We start from the raw sequence: 17,030 nt of genomic DNA on the forward strand, positions 1-17,030 counted from the left end.
GGCGGCCAGGCGCATCAGACGCGGCTGAGCAGCAGGGTCACCCCCAGCCCGGTCATGGTCACGGCGATCACGACGTCCAGCACGCGCCACGCCATCGGCTTCGCGAACACGCCGGCGAGCCGTTTGGCCCCGAACCCGAGCGCACTGAACCAGACAAAGCTGGCAATCCCGGCTCCGACGCCGAACAACCAACGACCGTCACCCTGCGCCACGGCGACCGAGCCGAGCAGCAGGACGGTGTCGAGGTAGACGTGCGGGTTGAGCCAGGTGAAGGCAACGCAGGCCAGAACGGCCTTCCGCAGCGGCGCCCGGTCCTCGCCGACGGTCATGACGGACGGCCGAAAAGCCCGCCGCGCGGCCAGCGCGCCGTACCCGAGCAGGAACAGCCCACCCCCGACGGCGATGACCCCGACGGCGGTCGGCCACTGCTCCAGCACCGCCCCGACCCCGCTCACCCCCAGCCCGATCAACACGAGATCCGAGACCGCGCAGATGACGACCAGCGGCGCCACGGCACCACCGCGCAGGCCTTGTTGGAGCAGAAAGGCGTTCTGGGAGCCGATCGCCACGATCAGCGACAGGCCGGTTCCGAATCCGGCCAGCAGGAGAGGAAGCACCCCGCCACGGTATGAGCGGCCGGTGCATTACTCCAGCTAAAGGTTCTTACGTAACGTTAGCGTCCTTAATGATCCGCCGTACCGGGAAAGCCGTCCACTCCGCGCTCCACCAGATCGAAGGCCTGGTCGATCACCGCGGCCTGCTCCCTTCGCACGACTTCCGCGTCGTCCCCCGCCACGATCCGGCCCATTGCGTGGGCGAAGACCGTGGTGATCGCGGTTGTCAGCAAGCCCGCCACCATGCGGGAGCGGAACGCGTCGCCCGTCTCCTCGAGCAACACCTCGGCGAACGCGTCCGCGATCTCGCGCTCCTGCTCGTACCAGCGCGCCATCAGCGCCGGGCTCGACGTCAGTACCCACCAGAACCCCGGGCCGCCCGCGATTGCGCCGGACAGGGGATGACCGGACGCCAGCAGGGCGTGCTGGTGGTGACGCAACGCCGTGCACGGCGAAACTCCGGCGGGCCGGGACCGGAGCACCGACGTCAGCTCCGCCAGGCGGTCCGCGTGGCGGTCCAGGAACAGGTCCTCCTTGCGCGGGAAGTAGTTGAACACCGTCATCTTCGAGACACCCGCCGCCTCGGCTATCTCCGCCACCGTCACCTCCTCGAAGCCCCGCTCGATGAACAAGCCTGTGGCCACGTTGGAGATCAGCAGGCGGGTGGCCTGCTTCTTCCGCTCGCGCAGTCCCGGGTCCGGCATGCGGCAAGTATAGACCGGGCTCAAAGTTTGACTCGGTAAAAGTTTCCCGGCATCATCGGACGCATGAACAGGGATGTGGTGATCTCCGGGGGCGGACCGGTCGGCTTGATGCTGGCCTGTGAACTGCGGCTGGCGGGCGTGGACGTGCTCGTCGTCGAACGGCTGCCCGAGCCGGACCAGACGATCAAGGCCGGGTCGGTCAACCTGACCACGGCCGAGGCCTTCTACCGGCGGGGTCTGCTGCCCGCGATGGACGAGGTCGTGCAGCAGAACTCCGCGCAGATCCGGAAGTTCCTCGAGTCACGCGGCGGGGGCGGGCCGAGAGCCGTTCCGGTGGGCCACTTCGCCGGGATCATGGTGACCTCGGACGGGGTCGACTTCGACGACCCGGCCTTCCGGGACGTCGGGCCCGCCGCCCGGGTGGTCGTCATCCAGCAGCAGGCCGTCGAGGCAATCCTCGCCGGACGCGCCGCCGAGCTGGGGGTCGAAATCCGGCGTGGCGTCGAACTCACCGGGTTCGACGCCGACGACGACGGCGTGACCGTGCGGCTCGACGAGGGCGATCCCGTGCGCGCCGGCTGGCTCGTCGGGGCCGACGGCGGGCGGAGCCGGGTGCGGAAGCTGGCCGGCTTCGCCTTCCCCGGGACCGATCCGGCCATCACCGGGCGGCAGGCGATGGCCGACCTGACCGGCGCCGACGTGCTGCCCGCCGGGTGGCAGCACGGGACCGGCGGGCTCTACGTCCACGGGCCGATGCCCGGGCGGATGCTCACCGTCGAGTTCGACGGGCCGCCCGAGGACCGGGACGCGCCGGTCACCGCGCAAGAGCTCGAAGACAGCTTCCGGCGCGTCTCCGGTGCGGACATCCGCGTCGGGAAGGTCCACAGCGCGACGCGCTTCACCGACAACGCGCGCCAGGCGGCCACCTACCGCCGGGGCCGGGTGCTCCTGGCCGGGGACGCGGCGCACGTCCACTCCCCGTTCGGCGGGCAGGGCCTCAACCTCGGCATCGGCGACGCCGTCAACCTCGGCTGGAAGCTCGCCGCCACCGTCCACGGCTGGGCGCCCGGCGGCCTGCTCGACACCTACACGACCGAACGGCACCCGATCGGCGAGTGGGTTCTCGAGTGGACCCGGGCGCAGGTCGCCCTGATGCGCAGCGACGTGCGGACCAAGGCGCTGCGCCGGGTCGTCACCGAACTGCTGTTCACCGGCGACGGCGCGACGTACCTAGCCAAGAAGCTCTCCGGCGTCCTGCACCGCTACCCGATCGACGGCGAGCACGACCTCACCGGCCGCGCCGCGCCCGACTTCGCGTTCGCCGACGGCACCCGGCTCGGCGACCACCTCCACGACGGGAAGGCCCTCCTGCTCGACCTCGCCGACCGCGGCGACCTGCGGGAGACGGCGGCCGGCTGGGCCGGGCGCGTGAACGTGCTGACGGCGAAGTGCGAGAGCGAGCCGGCACTCACCGGCGTGCTGGTCCGGCCGGACGGGCACATCGCCTGGGCCCGTGACGACGATGCGACGGCCGGTCTCGAAGCGGCGCTGCGCAGGTGGTTCGGCGAACCCGCCTGACAGGATGGAACCGGTGAGCGGACTGCACCCACCGATCGAGCCCTACGACCACGGGCTGCTCGACGTCGGCGACGGGCACCACGTGTACTGGGAAACCTGCGGGAACCCGGCCGGAAAGCCGGCGGTGGTGCTGCACGGCGGCCCCGGCCAGGGCTGTACGTCCGGCATGCGGCGGATGTTCGACCCGGCCCGCTACCGCGTCGTGCTGCTGGACCAGCGCGGCTGCGGCCGGAGCCGTCCGCACGTGGCCGGCCCCGCGACGTCGCTGCGGCACAACACCACGAGCCACCTCGTCGCCGACCTCGAACGGCTGCGGGAGCACCTCGGCATCGAACGCTGGCTGGTGACGGGCGGCTCGTGGGGCACGACGCTCGCACTGGTGTACGCCGAGCGATTCCCGCACCGGGTGACGGAAATCGTGGTCAGCGCGATCAGCACGACGCGCCGCTCGGAGATCGACTGGCTCTACCGCGGCGCCGGCCGCTTCTTCCCCGAGGCGTGGCAACGCTTCCGCGACGTCGCCGGGGACGACGACGTCGTGGCCGCCTACGCCCGGCTGATGGCGGACCCGGACCGGCGGGACCGCGCCGCCCTCGCCTGGAACGCCTGGGAAGAAACGGTCCTGTCCCTCGAACCGGGTGCCTCGGCGGAGGTCCGCGGTGGTCCGCCGGACGACGCGCTGCTGGCGTTCGTCCGGCTCACCACGCACTACTACGCCCACGCCGGCTGGCTCGAGGAGGGCGCGGTGATCCGCGACGCCGGACGCCTGGCGGGCATCCCCGGCGTGCTGATCCACGGCCGGCTCGACCTCAGCTGCCCGGTCACGACGGCGTGGGAGCTGGCCGAGGCGTGGCCGGGCGCCGAACTGCTCGTCGACGACCGGTCCGGGCACGGCGCGAGCGACGTCAAACGCGCCTGGAAACTCGCTGCCCTGGACCGGTTCGCCGGTTAGGGGAGCATGGTGGCGACCGTCACGAGCAGCCCGTACAGCCAGCCGAAGGCGAGCCGTCGCAGGGTCGGCGGGCGGCCCGTTCTCGGGTCCGCGCAGCGCAGGCCGATGAGCAGCCTGCCGATCGTGGCGCCCCACCACCGCTGCAGGAACACGCGGTGCACGAAGGAGATCGCGAGGTAGGTGGCGAACAACGTGACCGTGTAGGCGATCCCCACCTCCGGGTCGACCTCCGCCGCGGCCACGGCCGCCACCACGAAGTGCAGCACGATGTCCGCGGAAACCGCCGGAAAGCGCCGCCACCGCGACGCCCGCCGGATCGGACCCGTCCGCAGCAACCGGCGACGCACGGGCCACGGGATGTCCGGCGCATCGTCCAGGGTGGGGTCGACTTCCATGCCCTCCCCACGCGCGGAGCCGGTGATCGGTTGCCTATCCCTCCGCCGCCAGTTGCACCGCGACGTCGATGATCATGTCCTCCTGCCCGCCCACCAGGGCGAGCTCGCCGCAGCGGCGCAGGATCGCCTGTGCCGGGACGCCGTAGCGCTCCGCCGCGCGCTCGGCGTGCAGCAGGAAGCTCGAGTACACCCCGGCCCAGCCCTGGACGATCGCGTTGCGGTCCATTTTCGGCCAGCGGTGCAGGTACGGGCGGACGACCTCCTCGGCCGCGTCCAGCAGGCCGCCGACGTCGAGGCCCGTGTCGATCTCCAGGCGGTCGAACACCGCCGCCAGCACCTCCGTCGGCGAGTTGCCCGCGCCGGCGCCGAGGGCGCACAGCGACCCGTCGATGTACCGGACACCCGCTTCGTAGGCCAGGACCGAGTTGGCGACGCCGAGCGAGAGGTTCTGGTGCCCGTGGTAACCCACCCACGCCGTGTCGCCCACCTCGGCGACCAGCGCTTCGAAGCGGGCGCGGGCCTCGTGCATCAGCAACGCGCCCGCCGAGTCGGTCACGTACGCCGCCTGGCAGCCCGCGTCCACCATGATCCGGGCCTGCTTCGCCAGGTCTTCCGGCGGCGTCCGGTGCGCCATCATGAGGAACCCGGCCGTCTCCATGCCGAGTTCCCGCGCCAGGCCGAAGTGCTGCGGCGAGACGTCGGCTTCGGTGCAGTGCGTCGCCACCCGGACCATCTCCGCGCCCGCGTCGAAGGCCCGCCGCAGGTCCTCGGCCGTGCCGATCCCCGGTACGAGCAGCACCGCGATCTTCGCCTGTTTCGCCTCTTCGCGGGCCGCGGAGATCAGCTTCAGCTCGTCGACGGCGGAAAAGCCGTAGGTGAAGGACGACCCACCGAGCCCGTCGCCGTGGGTCACCTCGATGACCTCGACGCCCGCACGGTCGAGCGCGCGGACGGTGTCCCGCACCTGCTGCTCGGTGAAGCGGTGCGCCATCGCGTGGCTGCCGTCGCGCAGCGTCGTGTCGACGATCCGGACGTCGTGCCGCAGTTCCGGGCGGCCGGTGACACTCATGCGGGCACCTCCTGCTTCGCGCGCGCCATCAGCTCGCCGACCCGGGCGGCCGCGGCGGTCATGATGTCCAGGTTCCCGGCGTACTCGGGCAGGTAGTCGCCGTTGCCGCGGACCTCCAGGAAGATGCCGACCCGCGCGTTCCCGTCCCACTCCTCGCGCGCGTCGTCGAACTGCGGGTCCGCCCGCAGGCTGTACCCCGGCACGTACTGGCGGACCTCGGCGGCCATCTCGTGGATCGACGCGGTGATCGCGTCGCGGTCGGCGTCCATCCCGATCGCGCAGAACACCGTGTCCCGCATGATCATCGGCGGCTCGACCGGGTTGAGGATGATGATCGCCTTGCCGCGGCCGGCGCCGCCGATCTCGGCCACCGCCTGCGACGTCGTGCGCGTGAACTCGTCGATGTTCGCCCGTGTCCCGGGCCCCGCTCCGCGCGAAGCGACCGACGCGACGATTTCGGCGTACGGGACCGCGGTCACCCGGGAAACGGCGTGCACCATCGGGATGGTGGCCTGGCCGCCGCAGGTGATCATCGAGACGTTCGGCGCGTCGAGGTGCGCGCCGAGGTTCACCGGCGGGCACACCATCGGGCCGAGGTGGGCCGGGGTCAGGTCGATCGCCTGGATGCCGGCCGCCTCGTACCGCGGGGCGTTCGCGGCGTGCGCCTTCGCCGACGTCGCCTCGAACACCAGTTCCGGCCGGGGATCCTGGCGCAGCAGCCAGTCGACGCCTTCGGCCGACGCCGCGATCCCCTGTGCGCGGGCGCGCTCGAGGCCGTCGGACTCGACCACACCGACCACGTAACCGACTTCGATCACTTCACTGCGTCGCAGCTTCGCCAGCAAATCGGTGCCGATGTTGCCGGGGCCGACGATCGCCGCCATCACGGGAGCCATGTCCCGACCGTCGCACCGCGCGGGCCGGTCGGAACAGCCCGGTGTTCCGTTCAGTGGAACGCAGAGACCGGACGGCGGACGCCCCCGATCACCGCCGCGGCCACCAGGGCGATCACTCCCCCGCAGGTCATGACGGCCGGGACCGACCCGGCGTCGACGACGAACCCGCCGGCCAGGGCACCCGCCGAGATCGTCGCCTGGAACGACGCGGTGAACAGGACGGTGGCCGCCTCGGGTGCGTCCGGCGCCGCGCGGGCGAACCAGGTCTGGGCGTGCACCGGCACCGCGCCGTAGGCCACGCCCCACGCCACGAGGGCCAAGAGCGCGCCGACCGGCCCGGTGTGCGGCAGGGCGAAAACGGCCACCGCGATCACCGCCGCCGCGAGCGCGAAGCCCCTCCGGTGCCGCCCCGCCAGGAAGGTGCCCGCGATCCCGGCGACGCCGTACGCGAGCAGGTAGCCGCTGAGCACCTCCGGGCGGACGACGTCCCGCAGCAGCGGCGTGACGTAGGTGTAGGTGCCGAAGTGGGCCAGGACGACCAGGAACGTCACCAGTAGTCCACTTCGGACAGCGCGTCGCCGCAGGAGTCCATTAAGGACGCTCGGTCGCGTGGCTTGCGCCGTCGGCAGGGGCGGCATGAGGAGCACGAGGGCCACGGCGGTGCCGAGACTCAGCACCCCCAGCAGGAGGAACGCCGTCCGCCAGCCCGCGAGCTGCCCGACGAGGGTGCCCAGTGGCACGCCCAGCACCGAGCCCAGCGGCACGGCGGCGAAGATCACCGAGGTCGCGCGCGCGGCGGCCGCCGTCCCGACGAGCCGGGGCGCCAGGCCGGCGCCGACCGACCAGAAGCCGCCGATGACGACGCCGACGAGGAAGCGGCCGGTCAGCAGCACCCAGAACGCGGGGGCGGCGGCCGAGAGGAAGCCGGCCACCGCGAGCAGGACCATGAGGCCGCCCAGCAGCGGCCGCCGGTCGATCCGGCCGGCCGCGACGGTGACCACCGGCGCGGCGACCGCGGCGACGAAGCCGGGCACGGTCATGGTCCAGCCGGCGGTCCCGGCCGAAACGCCGAACCCGGCCGCGATCGGCGTCAGCAGCCCGATCGGCAGGATTTCGGTGGTGACGATGGCGAAGATCCCGACGGTGACGGCGAAAACGGCCGGCCACCGCGGCGCTGGAGCGGTCATGGGCCCAGTGAACCGGCGGCGGCCCGTGAGGGCTGGCCGGTTTGCGACGGCTTGATCGCCGGGCGCGGGTCATGGCGGATTCCCGCCGGTTCGCCGACAGCTCCTGGAGATGAGCCGGGTTCGTCCCCGCCCGCGGGCGGGGACGAACCCGGTCTTCAGTCCAGCACCTCGCGCACGGTGCCCGCGGCGACCGTCAGCCGGCCTTCGCGCATCGCGAACCCGAGACCCGGGCTCATCGCGACCGGCTGCCCCAGCTCCACCGTCAGCGAAGCCGCGTCGCCCGGCCGGACGACCGTGACGCCCTCGGCGAGGGCGACCACCCCGACGACGTCGCTGGTGCGGAAGTGGAACTGCGGCCGGTAGTTCGCCGCGAACGGTGTCCGCCTGCCGCCCTCGGCGGCCGACAGCACGTGGACGTCCGCGCGGAACCGCGTGTGCGGCCGGACGCTGCCCGGCAGGCAGACGACCTGGCCGCGCCGGACCTCGCCGCGCTTCACCCCGCGCAGCAGCACCGCGGCGTTGTCGCCCGCCTCGGCGCGGTCCATCGGCTTGCCGAACGTCTCGAGCCCGGTGGCCACGCTGGTCACCGCCGGCCCGAGGCCGATCACCTCGACCGCGTCGCCGACCGCGAGGGTGCCCTGCTCCACCGCGCCGGTCACCACGGTGCCGCGGCCGGTGATGGTCAGGACGTTCTCGATCGGCATCAGGAACGGCAGGTCGAGCCGCCGCGGCGGGATCGGCACGTGCTCGTCGACGGCGGCGAGCAGGTCGAGGATCCGCTGTGTCCACCGCGGGTCGCCGTCGAGTGCGCGCAGCCCGGACACCCGGACCACGGGCACCGCGTCACCGTCGAACCCGTAGCGGGTCAGCAGCTCGCGCACCTCGAGCTCGACCAGGTCGAGCAGCTCCTCGTCGTCGGCGAGGTCGGCCTTGTTGAGCGCGACCACGAGGTGCTCGACCCCGATCCGGCGCGCCAGGACGACGTGCTCGCGGGTCTGCGGCATCGCGCCGTCCTGTGCCGAAACCACGAGCACCGCACCGTCGAGCTGGGCGGCGCCGGTGATCATGTTCTTGACGTAGTCGGCGTGCCCCGGCATGTCGACGTGCGCGTAGTGCCGGGTCGGCGTCTCGTACTCGACGTGCGCGATGTTGATGGTGATGCCGCGCTCGATCTCCTCCGGCGCGCGGTCGATGCGGTCGAAGGCGACGTAGCGGTTGGTGGTCCCGCTCTGCTCGGCCAGCACCTTGGTGATCGCGGCGGTGAGGGTGGTCTTGCCGTGATCGACGTGGCCCATCGTGCCGATGTTCAGGTGCGGCTTGGTCCGCACGTACTGTTGCTTGGTCATGAGTTTTCCCTGCGCTGGAACGAGAATGCGCGAAACCGGCGGAGCGCGTCGACCCTCCCCCGACGGTTTCGCGCCCAGGGCGGGGAAATCGGGGAAGGGTCAGCTTCGAGCGCCGCTGGACAGGGCCGGAAGCGGCCGTGCCGAAAGGGCGCTCGGCAGGGACAGCCCTGCGAGCGTCGCGCTATCGGACACGGGGAACATGCCCCGGAGGGTGTCACGCCCGCCGGCGCGGTGTCATCCGGTTTTCCGCGGCCGCATGATCAACGCCGCAACGTGGTAGACACAAGGCTTCCCGGTGCGGTTCGCGTAGGAATGCCGGGTATCGGCGGGAAAGTACACCGAATCGCCCGCCGCCAGGACGTACGACGCCTCGCCGACGCCCAGGCACAGCTCACCCGACTCGACGGCGACGAACTCGTGGGAACCCGGTGCGTACGCGGGGAAACTGCCCGCGTCACAACCGGGCGGCAGGGTGGTGCGGATCCACTCGAAGTTGACGCCGGGGACGACCGGCGTCAGCACCGTGCGGTGCCAGCCCCCGGGTTCGGCGACGTGGTCCTGCTCCGCCGCGCGGCGGACGATCACCCGGTCGTTCTCGAGGTCGGCGAGCAACCGGGAAAGGGACAGCCCGAGGCCGTCGGCGATGCGGGACAGCACCACGACCGTCGGTGTCTTCTCGCCGCGCTCGATGGCCGACAGCATGCTGACGCTGACGCCCGCCCCATCGGCCAGTGCGCTCAACGCGAGACCCCGGGACCCGCGCAGCTCGTGCAGGTGACGGCCGAGCAACACCGGATCAATCATTCCTCTATAATACCTGTCATGTCCACTATAGCGGAAGCCACGGCGGCCGACGCCGAAGGCATCGCCGCCGTCTTCGCGCCCTACGTCACCGACTCCGTCGTCACCTTCGAAACCACGCCGCCGACCGCCGGGCAGTGGCACGCGAAGATCCGCGACCGCACGTGGCCCTTCCTCGTGCTCGCCGAAGAGGGCGAGGTGCTCGGGTACGCGCTGGCCGCGCCGTGGCGGCCGAAGCCGGCGTACCGGCACTCGGTGGAGACGACGATCTACCTCGCACCGTCGGCGGCCGGCCGCGGCCACGGGCGCCGGCTGCTCGACGAGCTGCTGAAGCGGTGCGCCGCCGCCGGGGCCCGGCAGGCGATCGCGGTCATCGTCGACTCCGGCAACCCGGCGTCGCGGAACCTGCACCGGGCGGCCGGGTTCACCGACGCGGGCGTGCTGCGCCGCGTCGGCTTCAAGCACGACCGCTGGCTCGACACCATCCTGATGCAGCGCGAACTGGGCTAACGGGACTTCGCGCGCAGGTGCAGCCGCTCCCCCTGCTTGCCGAACAGGCTGAGGATCTCCGCCGGACGGCCGCCGACCGCGCCGAACCAGTGCGGGAGGCGGGTGTCGAACTCCGCCGCCTCGCCCGGCCCCAGGGTCATGTCCCGGTCGGCCAGGATCAGGCGCAGCCGTCCCGACAGGACGTACAGCCACTCGTATCCCTCGTGGACCTGGGGATCGGGTTCGCCCGTCTCCGGCTCGAGGATCATCTTGAACGCCTGTGGCGCGCCCGGCTGGCGGGTCAGCGGCAGCACCGTCATCGTCGCGCCGTTGTGGCGCGGGATGCGGCGCGCGGTCAGCCGGACGCGGGGGTCGCCGACCTCCGGCGCGCCCACCAGCTCGTCCAGCGGGACCTGGTGAGCCTGAGCGATCGGCAGCAGCAGCTCCAGGCTCGGCTTCCGCTGCCCGGACTCCAGCCGGGACAGCGTGCTCTTCGAAATGCCCGTCGCCGCCGACAGGTCGGCCAGCGTGACCCGCCGCTGCGTGCGGACCCGCTTGAGCCGGGGGCCGACCTCGGCCAGTGCCTGGGTGATCGCGTCCGTCATGCCTCCAGGAAACCCCGTTGTCCCGGAATCGGCAACAATGGTTGTCGAATCCGCCAAGCCGGGTTCATGGTGGCGACATGAGCGAAAACAACAGCTTCGACGTACTGGTGGTGGGTGGTGGCGCCGCGGGACTCAGCGCCGCCCTGATGCTGGGCCGGGCGCGGCGGCGCGTCGCGGTCGTCGACGGGGGCGCGCCGCGCAACGCACCGGCGTCGCACATGCACGGCTTCCTGTCCCGTGACGGCCTGCCGCCGTCCGAACTGCTCGGGATCGGCCGCGGAGAACTCCGCGGCTACGGCGTGGAGCTCCTCGAAGACCACGTGACCCGGCTCGAGCCGGGCTTCACCGCCCGGCTGGCCGGCGGCCGGGAGCTGACGGCCCGGCGCGTCCTGGTCGCCACCGGCGTCCACGACGACCTGCCGGACGTCCCCGGCCTGCGCGAGAGCTGGGGCACCGACGCGGTGACCTGCCCCTACTGCCACGGCTACGAAGTGCGCGACCAGCCGCTCGGCGTGCTGGGCACCGAACCCGCGAGCGTCGAGCACGCGCTGCTGGTCCGCCAGTGGTCGCCGGACGTCGTGTACTTCCCGCACACCACGCCGGTGTCCGAAGAAGACCGTGAACGGCTCGACGCCCGCGGGATCCGCGTCGTGGACGGCGTCGTGACCGCGGTCCGGCGGGCAGGCGGCCGCCTCACCGGCGTCGAGCTCGGGGCCCGGTTCGTGCCGCGGACGGCGCTGTTCCTCCGCACCCGGACCATCCCGCACGACCAGCTGCTGCGCGACCTCGGCTACGTCGAAGGCGACGTCGACCCGTCCGGGAAGACCGGCGTGCCCGGGGTGTGGGCCGCGGGGAACGTCGTCGACGCGCGGGCGACCGTGATCGTCGCGGCGGCCCAGGGCGCGGCCGCCGCCGGGGCGCTGAACCACGACCTCGTCACCGAGGACGTCCGGCGGGCGGTCGACGCGCTCGGCGGCTTCTCCCCCGCCGCGGAACGCGCGGCCGCCGGGGCGCGCTGAGGTCCTGGCTTCCGGTGGCCCGGCGTGCCAGGCTCGGCGGGTGCGCCCGACCCTGTACGACTTCGCCGGCGGCGACCCGGCGTTCCTCGCGCTGGCCGCCGCGCACCACGAGCGCTGCCTGGCCGACCCGGAGCTGAACCACCCGTTCTCGCACCCGGGTCAGCACCCGCGGCACGTCGAACGGCTGGCCTGGTACTGGGCCGAGGTCATGGGCGGCCCGCCGCGGTTCTCCGCGGAGTGCACCGACCACTCGGCGATGCTCCGGCTGCACGCCGGCAACGGCGACATGAGCGACCTCGGCCGCCGGTTCGTGACCTGCTTCGTCCGGGCCGCGGACGACGCCGGCCTGCCCGCCGATCCGGAGTTCCGCGCCGCGCTGCGGTCCTACCTGGAGTGGGCGGTGGCCGAGGTGCTCACCTACCCCGGCCCGCCCGCCGAAGTCCCCGCGGGGCTGCCGGTGCCCCGCTGGACGTGGAACGGGTTGCAGCCGCTGTAACGACCGGGGCGGCCACCGCGTCTTGCAGGCGACGACCGGCTGTGGAGGTCCGTCGCCAGAGCCGGTCCGGGCAGGTTCCCCCCACCCGCCCGGACCGGCTCGTGCCCCGCCGGGCGGCCGCTCAGGCGGTTCGGCCGGGCTCCTTGCCGAGGCGGCGGACCAGCTCGGTCAGCGCGGGCCCCAGCGGCCGGTCGACCCGCACCGCGGCGTAGCGGTCGCCGCGGGTTTCGCCGCGGTTGACGATCACCACCGGCTTGCCCGCCTTCGCCGCGTGGCGCACGAACCGGAGCCCGGACATCACCGTCAGCGACGAGCCGAGCACCAGCAGCGCGGCGGCGTCGTCGACCAGCCGGTAGCACTGCTCGACGCGGGGCCTAGGCACGTTCTCGCCGAAGAACACGACGTCCGGCTTCAAGACGCCTTCGCACGCCTCACACGGGACCGGCCGGAAGCCGCGCACGACGTCGGCGGGCAGCTCGACGTCGCCGTCGGGGTTGATGCGGGTGGCCGCACCGGTGAAGCCGGGGTTGGCCGCGCGCAGCCGCCGGTCGAGCTCGGCGCGCGGGCTGGTGCGGCGGCAGTCCAGGCAGACGACGCGGTCCAGGCTGCCGTGCAGCTCGACGGCGTCCGCGGTGCCTGCCGCCTGGTGCAGGCCGTCGACGTTCTGCGTGATGACGCCGGAGACGTAACCGCCGTCGCACAGCGCGGTCACCGCGCGGTGACCGTCGTTGGGATCGGCGCGGGCGATCGTGCGCCAGCCGAGGTGGCTGCGTGCCCAGTACCGCTGCCGCCCTTCGGCGCTGGTGACGAACTCGTCGTAGGTCATCGGCGTGTGCCGGCGCAGGCTGCCGCTTTCGCCGCGGTAGTCGGGGATCCCGGATTCGGTGGACAACCCGGCCCCGCTGAGCACGACAACCCGCCCGCGGGCGACGACGCGGGTCAGCTCGTCGAGGCTGGACGTCCGCGGCAGCGGCGCCTCCGCCGACGTCCAGGAGAGGGTGGGCCGGGTCCGCACCCAGCCAGGGTACGTGGGCGGAGTCAGCCTCCGGCGATGTCCAGGTGGTTCGGCCCGTCCCAGACGGAATCGGCGTCCACGAACGACCTCAGCAGTGTGGTCAGCCTCGGGTCGCCGCGGCCGTTGAGGTCGTCGGAGGCGATGCGGCGGGCCACGCCGGCCAGGAAGTCGGCGATCTGGACCCGGGCGTCGGTGCGGGAATCCACGAACCGCACGTCGGCCAGGCGGGGGCCGAGCGTCGCCTTGAGCTGCAGGATGCGCTCGGCCGTGAGGGCCAGCTGCTCGTCGTGCACCAGGGCGACCGGGGTGCCGCCGGCGCTCCAGTGGCGGACCGTGTGGACGACCGCCGGCACCAGCGGGTCGAGCACCGGCACCAGGCCCGGATCGCCCGCCAGCCGCGCGCGGTAGGCGGCCACGCGGTCGCCGCCGTCGCGGAACCGGGCGACGACTTCGCCGGCTTCACCCGGGACACCGGCGAGCTCGCCGACCAGGGCGAAGAATTCTTGCGGCGACGTCGTCACGCCGCGACGGGGGTTCAGTCGCAGCACGCTGGTGAAGGCGGTCAGGAAGAACTGCCAGCGGACGGTGCCGAACGCGGCCGGGCCCGTGCGGTGGAGGGTGCGCGCCATCGCGTCCGTGCCCTGCTCGGCCAGCAGGGAGACCGCCGCGCGCACGGCGAAGAACGTCTTGCCGGTCAGGTGCACGTGCCCGCGGCCGTCGAGCGGGCCGTCCGGGGCGAGCAGCCATTCGAGCACCGCGCGGTGCTTCGCGCGCAGCAGGTGGTTGGCCTTGTACTCCTCCGCGGGCGAGCCGATCCGGGCGCGGATCTCCCGCACGCACGCGGCCGCCTCGGGCCAGGACATCCGGACGCCGGTGTGGGCGAAGACGTCGGTCTCGCCGCCGAGCAGGTTCTCGCCCTCCGAGCCCGACTCGTCGCAGGCGATCTCGACCGGGCGCACCTGCCCGATCGTGCCAGAGGGACCGGGCCGCGGGCGATCGGTTTACCGGCCCGGCGTGGCCGGTGACTACCCCTGAGCCAGGGTGATCCGGCCGCCCGTGACCGTGATCGCCTTCTTTTCCAGGGGCTTCGACGCCGGCCCGTTCGCCACCGCACCGTCGGCGACCTTGAACTTGCTGCCGTGGCACGGGCAGTTGATGGTGCCGTCGGCGACGGCGTCGACCGCGCAGCCCTGGTGGGTGCAGATCGCCGAGAAGGCCGCGAACGTCCCCGCCGCCGGCTGGGTCACCACCACCTGCCTGTCCGCGAACACCTTGCCGCCGCCGACCGGGACGTCCGCGGCCGCGCCGAGTTCGGTGCCGGCGGGCGCCGGGGCCGTCGGCGTCCCGCTCGTGCTGCCGCCGTAGGTGCTGCAGCCGGCCGCCAGCCCGGCGCCGAAGACCGCGAGTGCCGTCCGGCGCGCCAGCACCGGGTCCACGTCGTCGTTGCGCACGTTTCGTCCTCCGAGAGCCATACCGCTAGAAGGTCAAGCCGAACTGGGTGAAGAACCACAGCGAAGCGCTCAGCCAGAGCCCGACCAGCGCGGTGAAGGCCAGGCCGCCCACCAGCGGCAGCGACCACGCCGGCGCGCCGTCCTTGCGCAGCAGGAGCATCTTCGCGACGAACACGCCGTAGAAGAAGCACCCGAGCAGGGAATGCAGGAGAACGCGCGGGCCGGACGACTGGAACCCGAGCGCGTAGAGGCAGTGCATCGCGACCGGGATCGACACGAGGAAGGCCAGCCGTCCCGACCACCGGTGCACCGGTGCGACCCACGCGGGCGCGCCGCCGAGCTTGCCGTACATCGCCAGTGCCGAACCGAACTGGACGAGGGCGAGCACGACGACGACCGTGGCGAGCCACGCCTTCACCGCCTGCGGACCGGAGAAGCCCGCGACGTTCACCGCGACCCCGGTCGGCGTGTGCAGGCCGCCGTAGACACCGAGCACGACCGAGACGACGGCGCCGGCCACCAGCGGCACCAGGAGCGCGACCGCGGCGCGGTGGCCCGCTGCCGGGGCGGCCATCAGAAGTCACCGGTCCCGGCCAGGCCGCTGATCGCCTCGGCGGTCACCGAGGCGCCGTCGACGGTCGCGGTGGCCGCGGCCGGATCGAGCGGCGGGGCGGCCGCGGGGCCCTCCTCCGTCGTGAGGATGCCGACCTGGCTGCCGTCGGGCTGCACGATCCAGCCGACCTTCGCCGCCTTGCCCTTCACCTTCGGCGCCGCCCGGTAGAGGCCGGCGGGTTTCTTCGCCGCCGGCACGGTGAACCGGTACGTCTTGCCTGCCGCCGTCACGGTGCCGGTGGCCGAAGTCGGGTCGAAACTGCCCGCCAGGCCGGCGTCCGGGGCGCCCTTGAGCTCCAGCTTGCCCCCGACGGCGACGCCCTGGAGCCACGCTTCGAGCTTCTTGCCGTCGCAGAGGTACGCGATGGCGTGGCCGTCCCGCGCCGACACCGCGATCGACGCGCCGCCGCCGGTCACCTTCCCGGCGTAGTCCGCCCGCGCGGGCGCTTCGGGCTTCGGCGGCTCCGATATCGTCGCAGGCGTCGCAGGCGTCGCGGTCGCCGTGGTGCTCGCGGCACCCACCGCGCTCGCGGTTCCGGCGACCGACGGCGCACCGGTCCCGGTCGCCAGGTTGGCGATGCCGATCCCGCCGGCGAGCAGTGCGCCGGCGAGCAGCGTGAACAGCGGCCCCGGATGTTTCATGGTCTGCCCCGCTTCTCCCGGTCCACCACCGTGTCCGCAACGCGGACTTCGGGCCGAAACGGCTCCACGCTACGCGCCGGGAAGAGGTATTGCTTAGCGTCGGCAACCGGGTGGCTCGTGGTTGACTGGCCGCATGCTTCCCTGGGACGGCGAACTCGCCGGACGAATCGACCGGCACACCGTCGATTCCGCGCTGCTGCGCGGCAATCCGCTCGGTGACCCGCACGAACGCCCGCTGTGGGTGTACGTCCCGCCCGGCTACGACGACGGCGACGAGCGCTACCCGGTGGTCTACGTCATCCAGGGCTACACCGGGCACCTGACGATGTGGGCCAACCGGACACCGTTCCGGCAGCCGTTCGTGGAGACGGCCGACGCCGTCTTCGCCGGAGGGGTGCCGGGCTGCGTCGTGGTGTACGTCGACGCGTGGACTTCGTACGGCGGCTCGCAGTTCGTCGATTCGCCGGGCACCGGGCGGTACCACTCGTACCTGTGCGACGAGATCGTGCCGTGGGTCGACGCGCACTACCGCACCCTCCCCGACCGCGAATCCCGCGCGATCGCGGGGAAGTCGTCGGGCGGGTTCGGCGCGATGATCACGCCGATGCTGCGGCCGGACGTGTTCGGCGCGCTGGCCACCCACGCGGGCGACGCGCTGTACGAGCTCTGCTACCTCGCCGACTTCGGCAAGGCGGTCCGCGCGCTGCGCGGCTACGGCCAGGACATCCAGGCGTGGTGGGCGGATTTCCGCAGCCGTCCGGCGTTCACCAAGCCCGAGGACGACACCCTGCTGACGGTGCTCGGCGTCGCGGCGTGCTACTCGGCCCGGGAGGACGGGACGCCGGAGCTGCCGTTCGACCCGCTGACCGGCGCGCTGCGGCCACGGCAGTGGCAGCGCTGGCTGGACTGGGACCCGGTCCGGATGGTGCCGGACCGGGCGGAGGCGGTCCGCTCCCTGCGCGCGGTGTGGATCGACGCGGGCACGAGCGACGAGTACTTCCTCGACGTCGGCGCGGAGGCGTTCCGGGCGGAGGTCGCCCGCGCGGGCCTGCCGGACGACCGCGTCCACTTCGAGCTGTTCGACGCCGGCCACGGCGGGATCGACTACCGGTACCCGCTTTCGCTGGCCTGGCTGGCGGAACGGCTGGCCCGCTGACGC

20 protein-coding genes are annotated in these 17,030 nt (G+C 72.9%); 6 read left to right on the top strand and 14 right to left on the bottom strand.

Features of this window, described 5'->3' with window-relative positions:
- Positions 1–14 precede the first annotated feature (14 nt).
- Positions 15–617 carry a LysE/ArgO family amino acid transporter gene (locus tag ACLJQE_RS10425; RefSeq protein ID WP_410638934.1) on the bottom strand — a complete coding sequence of 201 codons (603 nt, stop codon included), beginning with the start codon at positions 615–617 and terminating at the stop codon, positions 15–17.
- A gap of 65 nt (positions 618–682) precedes the next feature.
- Complete coding sequence (locus ACLJQE_RS10430; protein ID WP_410638935.1) at positions 683–1,318, bottom strand: TetR/AcrR family transcriptional regulator; 636 nt, start codon at positions 1,316–1,318, stop codon at positions 683–685.
- 63 nt (positions 1,319–1,381) lie between these two features.
- Between ACLJQE_RS10430 and ACLJQE_RS10435 the strand changes: the two genes are divergently transcribed.
- Together ACLJQE_RS10435 and pip are read left to right on the top strand one after the other, a co-directional pair.
- Complete coding sequence (locus tag ACLJQE_RS10435) at positions 1,382–2,896, top strand: FAD-dependent monooxygenase (protein WP_410638936.1); 1,515 nt, start codon at positions 1,382–1,384, stop codon at positions 2,894–2,896.
- Between the two features lie 13 nt (positions 2,897–2,909).
- Positions 2,910–3,848 carry a prolyl aminopeptidase gene (gene pip, locus ACLJQE_RS10440; RefSeq protein WP_410638937.1) on the top strand — a complete coding sequence of 313 codons (939 nt, stop codon included), beginning with the start codon at positions 2,910–2,912 and terminating at the stop codon, positions 3,846–3,848.
- Here pip and ACLJQE_RS10445 read toward each other — a convergent pair.
- The 6 genes from ACLJQE_RS10445 to ACLJQE_RS10470 form a co-directional block, all read right to left on the bottom strand.
- The gene (locus ACLJQE_RS10445; protein WP_410638938.1) at positions 3,845–4,243 is read right to left on the bottom strand and encodes an RDD family protein; all 399 of its coding nucleotides are present in this window, start codon (positions 4,241–4,243) and stop codon (positions 3,845–3,847) included. The genes pip and ACLJQE_RS10445 overlap by 4 nt on opposite strands.
- 34 nt (positions 4,244–4,277) lie before the next feature.
- Positions 4,278–5,312, bottom strand: a complete 1,035-nt coding sequence (gene dmpG / locus ACLJQE_RS10450) for a 4-hydroxy-2-oxovalerate aldolase (protein WP_410638939.1) — start codon at positions 5,310–5,312, stop codon at positions 4,278–4,280.
- Complete coding sequence (locus tag ACLJQE_RS10455) at positions 5,309–6,208, bottom strand: acetaldehyde dehydrogenase (acetylating) (RefSeq protein ID WP_410638940.1); 900 nt, start codon at positions 6,206–6,208, stop codon at positions 5,309–5,311. The genes dmpG and ACLJQE_RS10455 overlap by 4 nt, the downstream gene beginning before the upstream one ends.
- 50 nt (positions 6,209–6,258) lie before the next feature.
- Entirely contained in the window at positions 6,259–7,395 is a 1,137-nt protein-coding gene (locus ACLJQE_RS10460) for an MFS transporter (RefSeq protein ID WP_410638941.1), read from the bottom strand.
- Between the two features lie 155 nt (positions 7,396–7,550).
- A complete protein-coding gene (tuf, locus tag ACLJQE_RS10465; protein WP_410638942.1) occupies positions 7,551–8,741 on the bottom strand; it encodes an elongation factor Tu in 1,191 nt (396 codons plus the stop codon).
- Between the two features lie 234 nt (positions 8,742–8,975).
- Positions 8,976–9,545 (bottom strand): helix-turn-helix domain-containing protein, encoded by a 570-nt coding sequence (locus ACLJQE_RS10470; protein ID WP_410638943.1) that lies wholly within the window; start codon positions 9,543–9,545, stop codon positions 8,976–8,978.
- Between the two features lie 18 nt (positions 9,546–9,563).
- Between ACLJQE_RS10470 and ACLJQE_RS10475 the strand changes: the two genes are divergently transcribed.
- Positions 9,564–10,052, top strand: coding sequence for a GNAT family N-acetyltransferase (locus ACLJQE_RS10475; RefSeq protein ID WP_410638944.1), 489 nt, complete (start codon positions 9,564–9,566; stop codon positions 10,050–10,052).
- On the opposite strand, the gene ACLJQE_RS10480 is transcribed toward ACLJQE_RS10475, so the two are convergent.
- Positions 10,049–10,636, bottom strand: coding sequence for a helix-turn-helix domain-containing protein (locus ACLJQE_RS10480; protein ID WP_191306572.1), 588 nt, complete (start codon positions 10,634–10,636; stop codon positions 10,049–10,051). The two genes, ACLJQE_RS10475 and ACLJQE_RS10480, sit on opposite strands and share 4 nt — an antisense overlap.
- A gap of 77 nt (positions 10,637–10,713) precedes the next feature.
- Between ACLJQE_RS10480 and ACLJQE_RS10485 the strand changes: the two genes are divergently transcribed.
- Both ACLJQE_RS10485 and ACLJQE_RS10490 read left to right on the top strand, forming a co-directional pair.
- Positions 10,714–11,655, top strand: coding sequence for an NAD(P)/FAD-dependent oxidoreductase (locus tag ACLJQE_RS10485; RefSeq protein ID WP_410638945.1), 942 nt, complete (start codon positions 10,714–10,716; stop codon positions 11,653–11,655).
- Between the two features lie 40 nt (positions 11,656–11,695).
- Complete coding sequence (locus ACLJQE_RS10490; protein ID WP_410638946.1) at positions 11,696–12,151, top strand: group II truncated hemoglobin; 456 nt, start codon at positions 11,696–11,698, stop codon at positions 12,149–12,151.
- Between the two features lie 121 nt (positions 12,152–12,272).
- Here the strand turns inward: ACLJQE_RS10490 and ACLJQE_RS10495 are convergent, their stop codons facing one another.
- The 5 genes from ACLJQE_RS10495 to ACLJQE_RS10515 form a co-directional block, all read right to left on the bottom strand.
- Complete coding sequence (locus ACLJQE_RS10495; protein ID WP_410638947.1) at positions 12,273–13,166, bottom strand: NAD-dependent protein deacetylase; 894 nt, start codon at positions 13,164–13,166, stop codon at positions 12,273–12,275.
- 23 nt (positions 13,167–13,189) lie between these two features.
- Complete coding sequence (locus ACLJQE_RS10500) at positions 13,190–14,125, bottom strand: DUF3800 domain-containing protein (RefSeq protein ID WP_410638948.1); 936 nt, start codon at positions 14,123–14,125, stop codon at positions 13,190–13,192.
- A 66-nt stretch (positions 14,126–14,191) separates the two neighbouring features.
- Complete coding sequence (locus ACLJQE_RS10505) at positions 14,192–14,617, bottom strand: Rieske (2Fe-2S) protein (protein WP_410638949.1); 426 nt, start codon at positions 14,615–14,617, stop codon at positions 14,192–14,194.
- A 25-nt stretch (positions 14,618–14,642) separates the two neighbouring features.
- Positions 14,643–15,191, bottom strand: coding sequence for a DUF6529 family protein (locus ACLJQE_RS10510; protein WP_410638950.1), 549 nt, complete (start codon positions 15,189–15,191; stop codon positions 14,643–14,645).
- On the bottom strand, positions 15,191–15,871 hold the full coding sequence (locus ACLJQE_RS10515; RefSeq protein ID WP_410638951.1) for a hypothetical protein: 681 nt from the start codon (positions 15,869–15,871) through the stop codon (positions 15,191–15,193). Before ACLJQE_RS10515 ends, ACLJQE_RS10510 begins: the two co-directional genes overlap by 1 nt.
- A gap of 133 nt (positions 15,872–16,004) precedes the next feature.
- Between ACLJQE_RS10515 and ACLJQE_RS10520 the strand changes: the two genes are divergently transcribed.
- Positions 16,005–17,027, top strand: coding sequence for an alpha/beta hydrolase (locus tag ACLJQE_RS10520; RefSeq protein WP_410638952.1), 1,023 nt, complete (start codon positions 16,005–16,007; stop codon positions 17,025–17,027).
- Positions 17,028–17,030: the final 3 nt, after the last annotated feature.

The organism is Amycolatopsis sp. lyj-346, assembly GCF_046548975.1.
GTDB lineage: Bacteria > Actinomycetota > Actinomycetes > Mycobacteriales > Pseudonocardiaceae > Amycolatopsis.

Coding starts and splice junctions, on each gene's coding strand:
- ACLJQE_RS10460 (WP_410638941.1), bottom strand. CDS start 7,395: ATGACCGCTCCAGCGCCGCGGTGGCCGGCCGTTTTCGCCGTCACCGTC.
- ACLJQE_RS10480 (WP_191306572.1), bottom strand. CDS start 10,636: ATGACGGACGCGATCACCCAGGCACTGGCCGAGGTCGGCCCCCGGCTC.
- ACLJQE_RS10485 (WP_410638945.1), top strand. CDS start 10,714: ATGAGCGAAAACAACAGCTTCGACGTACTGGTGGTGGGTGGTGGCGCC.
- ACLJQE_RS10455 (WP_410638940.1), bottom strand. CDS start 6,208: ATGGCTCCCGTGATGGCGGCGATCGTCGGCCCCGGCAACATCGGCACC.
- ACLJQE_RS10470 (WP_410638943.1), bottom strand. CDS start 9,545: ATGATTGATCCGGTGTTGCTCGGCCGTCACCTGCACGAGCTGCGCGGG.
- ACLJQE_RS10515 (WP_410638951.1), bottom strand. CDS start 15,871: ATGAAACATCCGGGGCCGCTGTTCACGCTGCTCGCCGGCGCACTGCTC.
- ACLJQE_RS10520 (WP_410638952.1), top strand. CDS start 16,005: ATGCTTCCCTGGGACGGCGAACTCGCCGGACGAATCGACCGGCACACC.
- ACLJQE_RS10475 (WP_410638944.1), top strand. CDS start 9,564: ATGTCCACTATAGCGGAAGCCACGGCGGCCGACGCCGAAGGCATCGCC.
- ACLJQE_RS10445 (WP_410638938.1), bottom strand. CDS start 4,243: ATGGAAGTCGACCCCACCCTGGACGATGCGCCGGACATCCCGTGGCCC.
- ACLJQE_RS10435 (WP_410638936.1), top strand. CDS start 1,382: ATGAACAGGGATGTGGTGATCTCCGGGGGCGGACCGGTCGGCTTGATG.
- dmpG (WP_410638939.1), bottom strand. CDS start 5,312: ATGAGTGTCACCGGCCGCCCGGAACTGCGGCACGACGTCCGGATCGTC.
- ACLJQE_RS10430 (WP_410638935.1), bottom strand. CDS start 1,318: ATGCCGGACCCGGGACTGCGCGAGCGGAAGAAGCAGGCCACCCGCCTG.
- ACLJQE_RS10510 (WP_410638950.1), bottom strand. CDS start 15,191: ATGGCCGCCCCGGCAGCGGGCCACCGCGCCGCGGTCGCGCTCCTGGTG.
- tuf (WP_410638942.1), bottom strand. CDS start 8,741: ATGACCAAGCAACAGTACGTGCGGACCAAGCCGCACCTGAACATCGGC.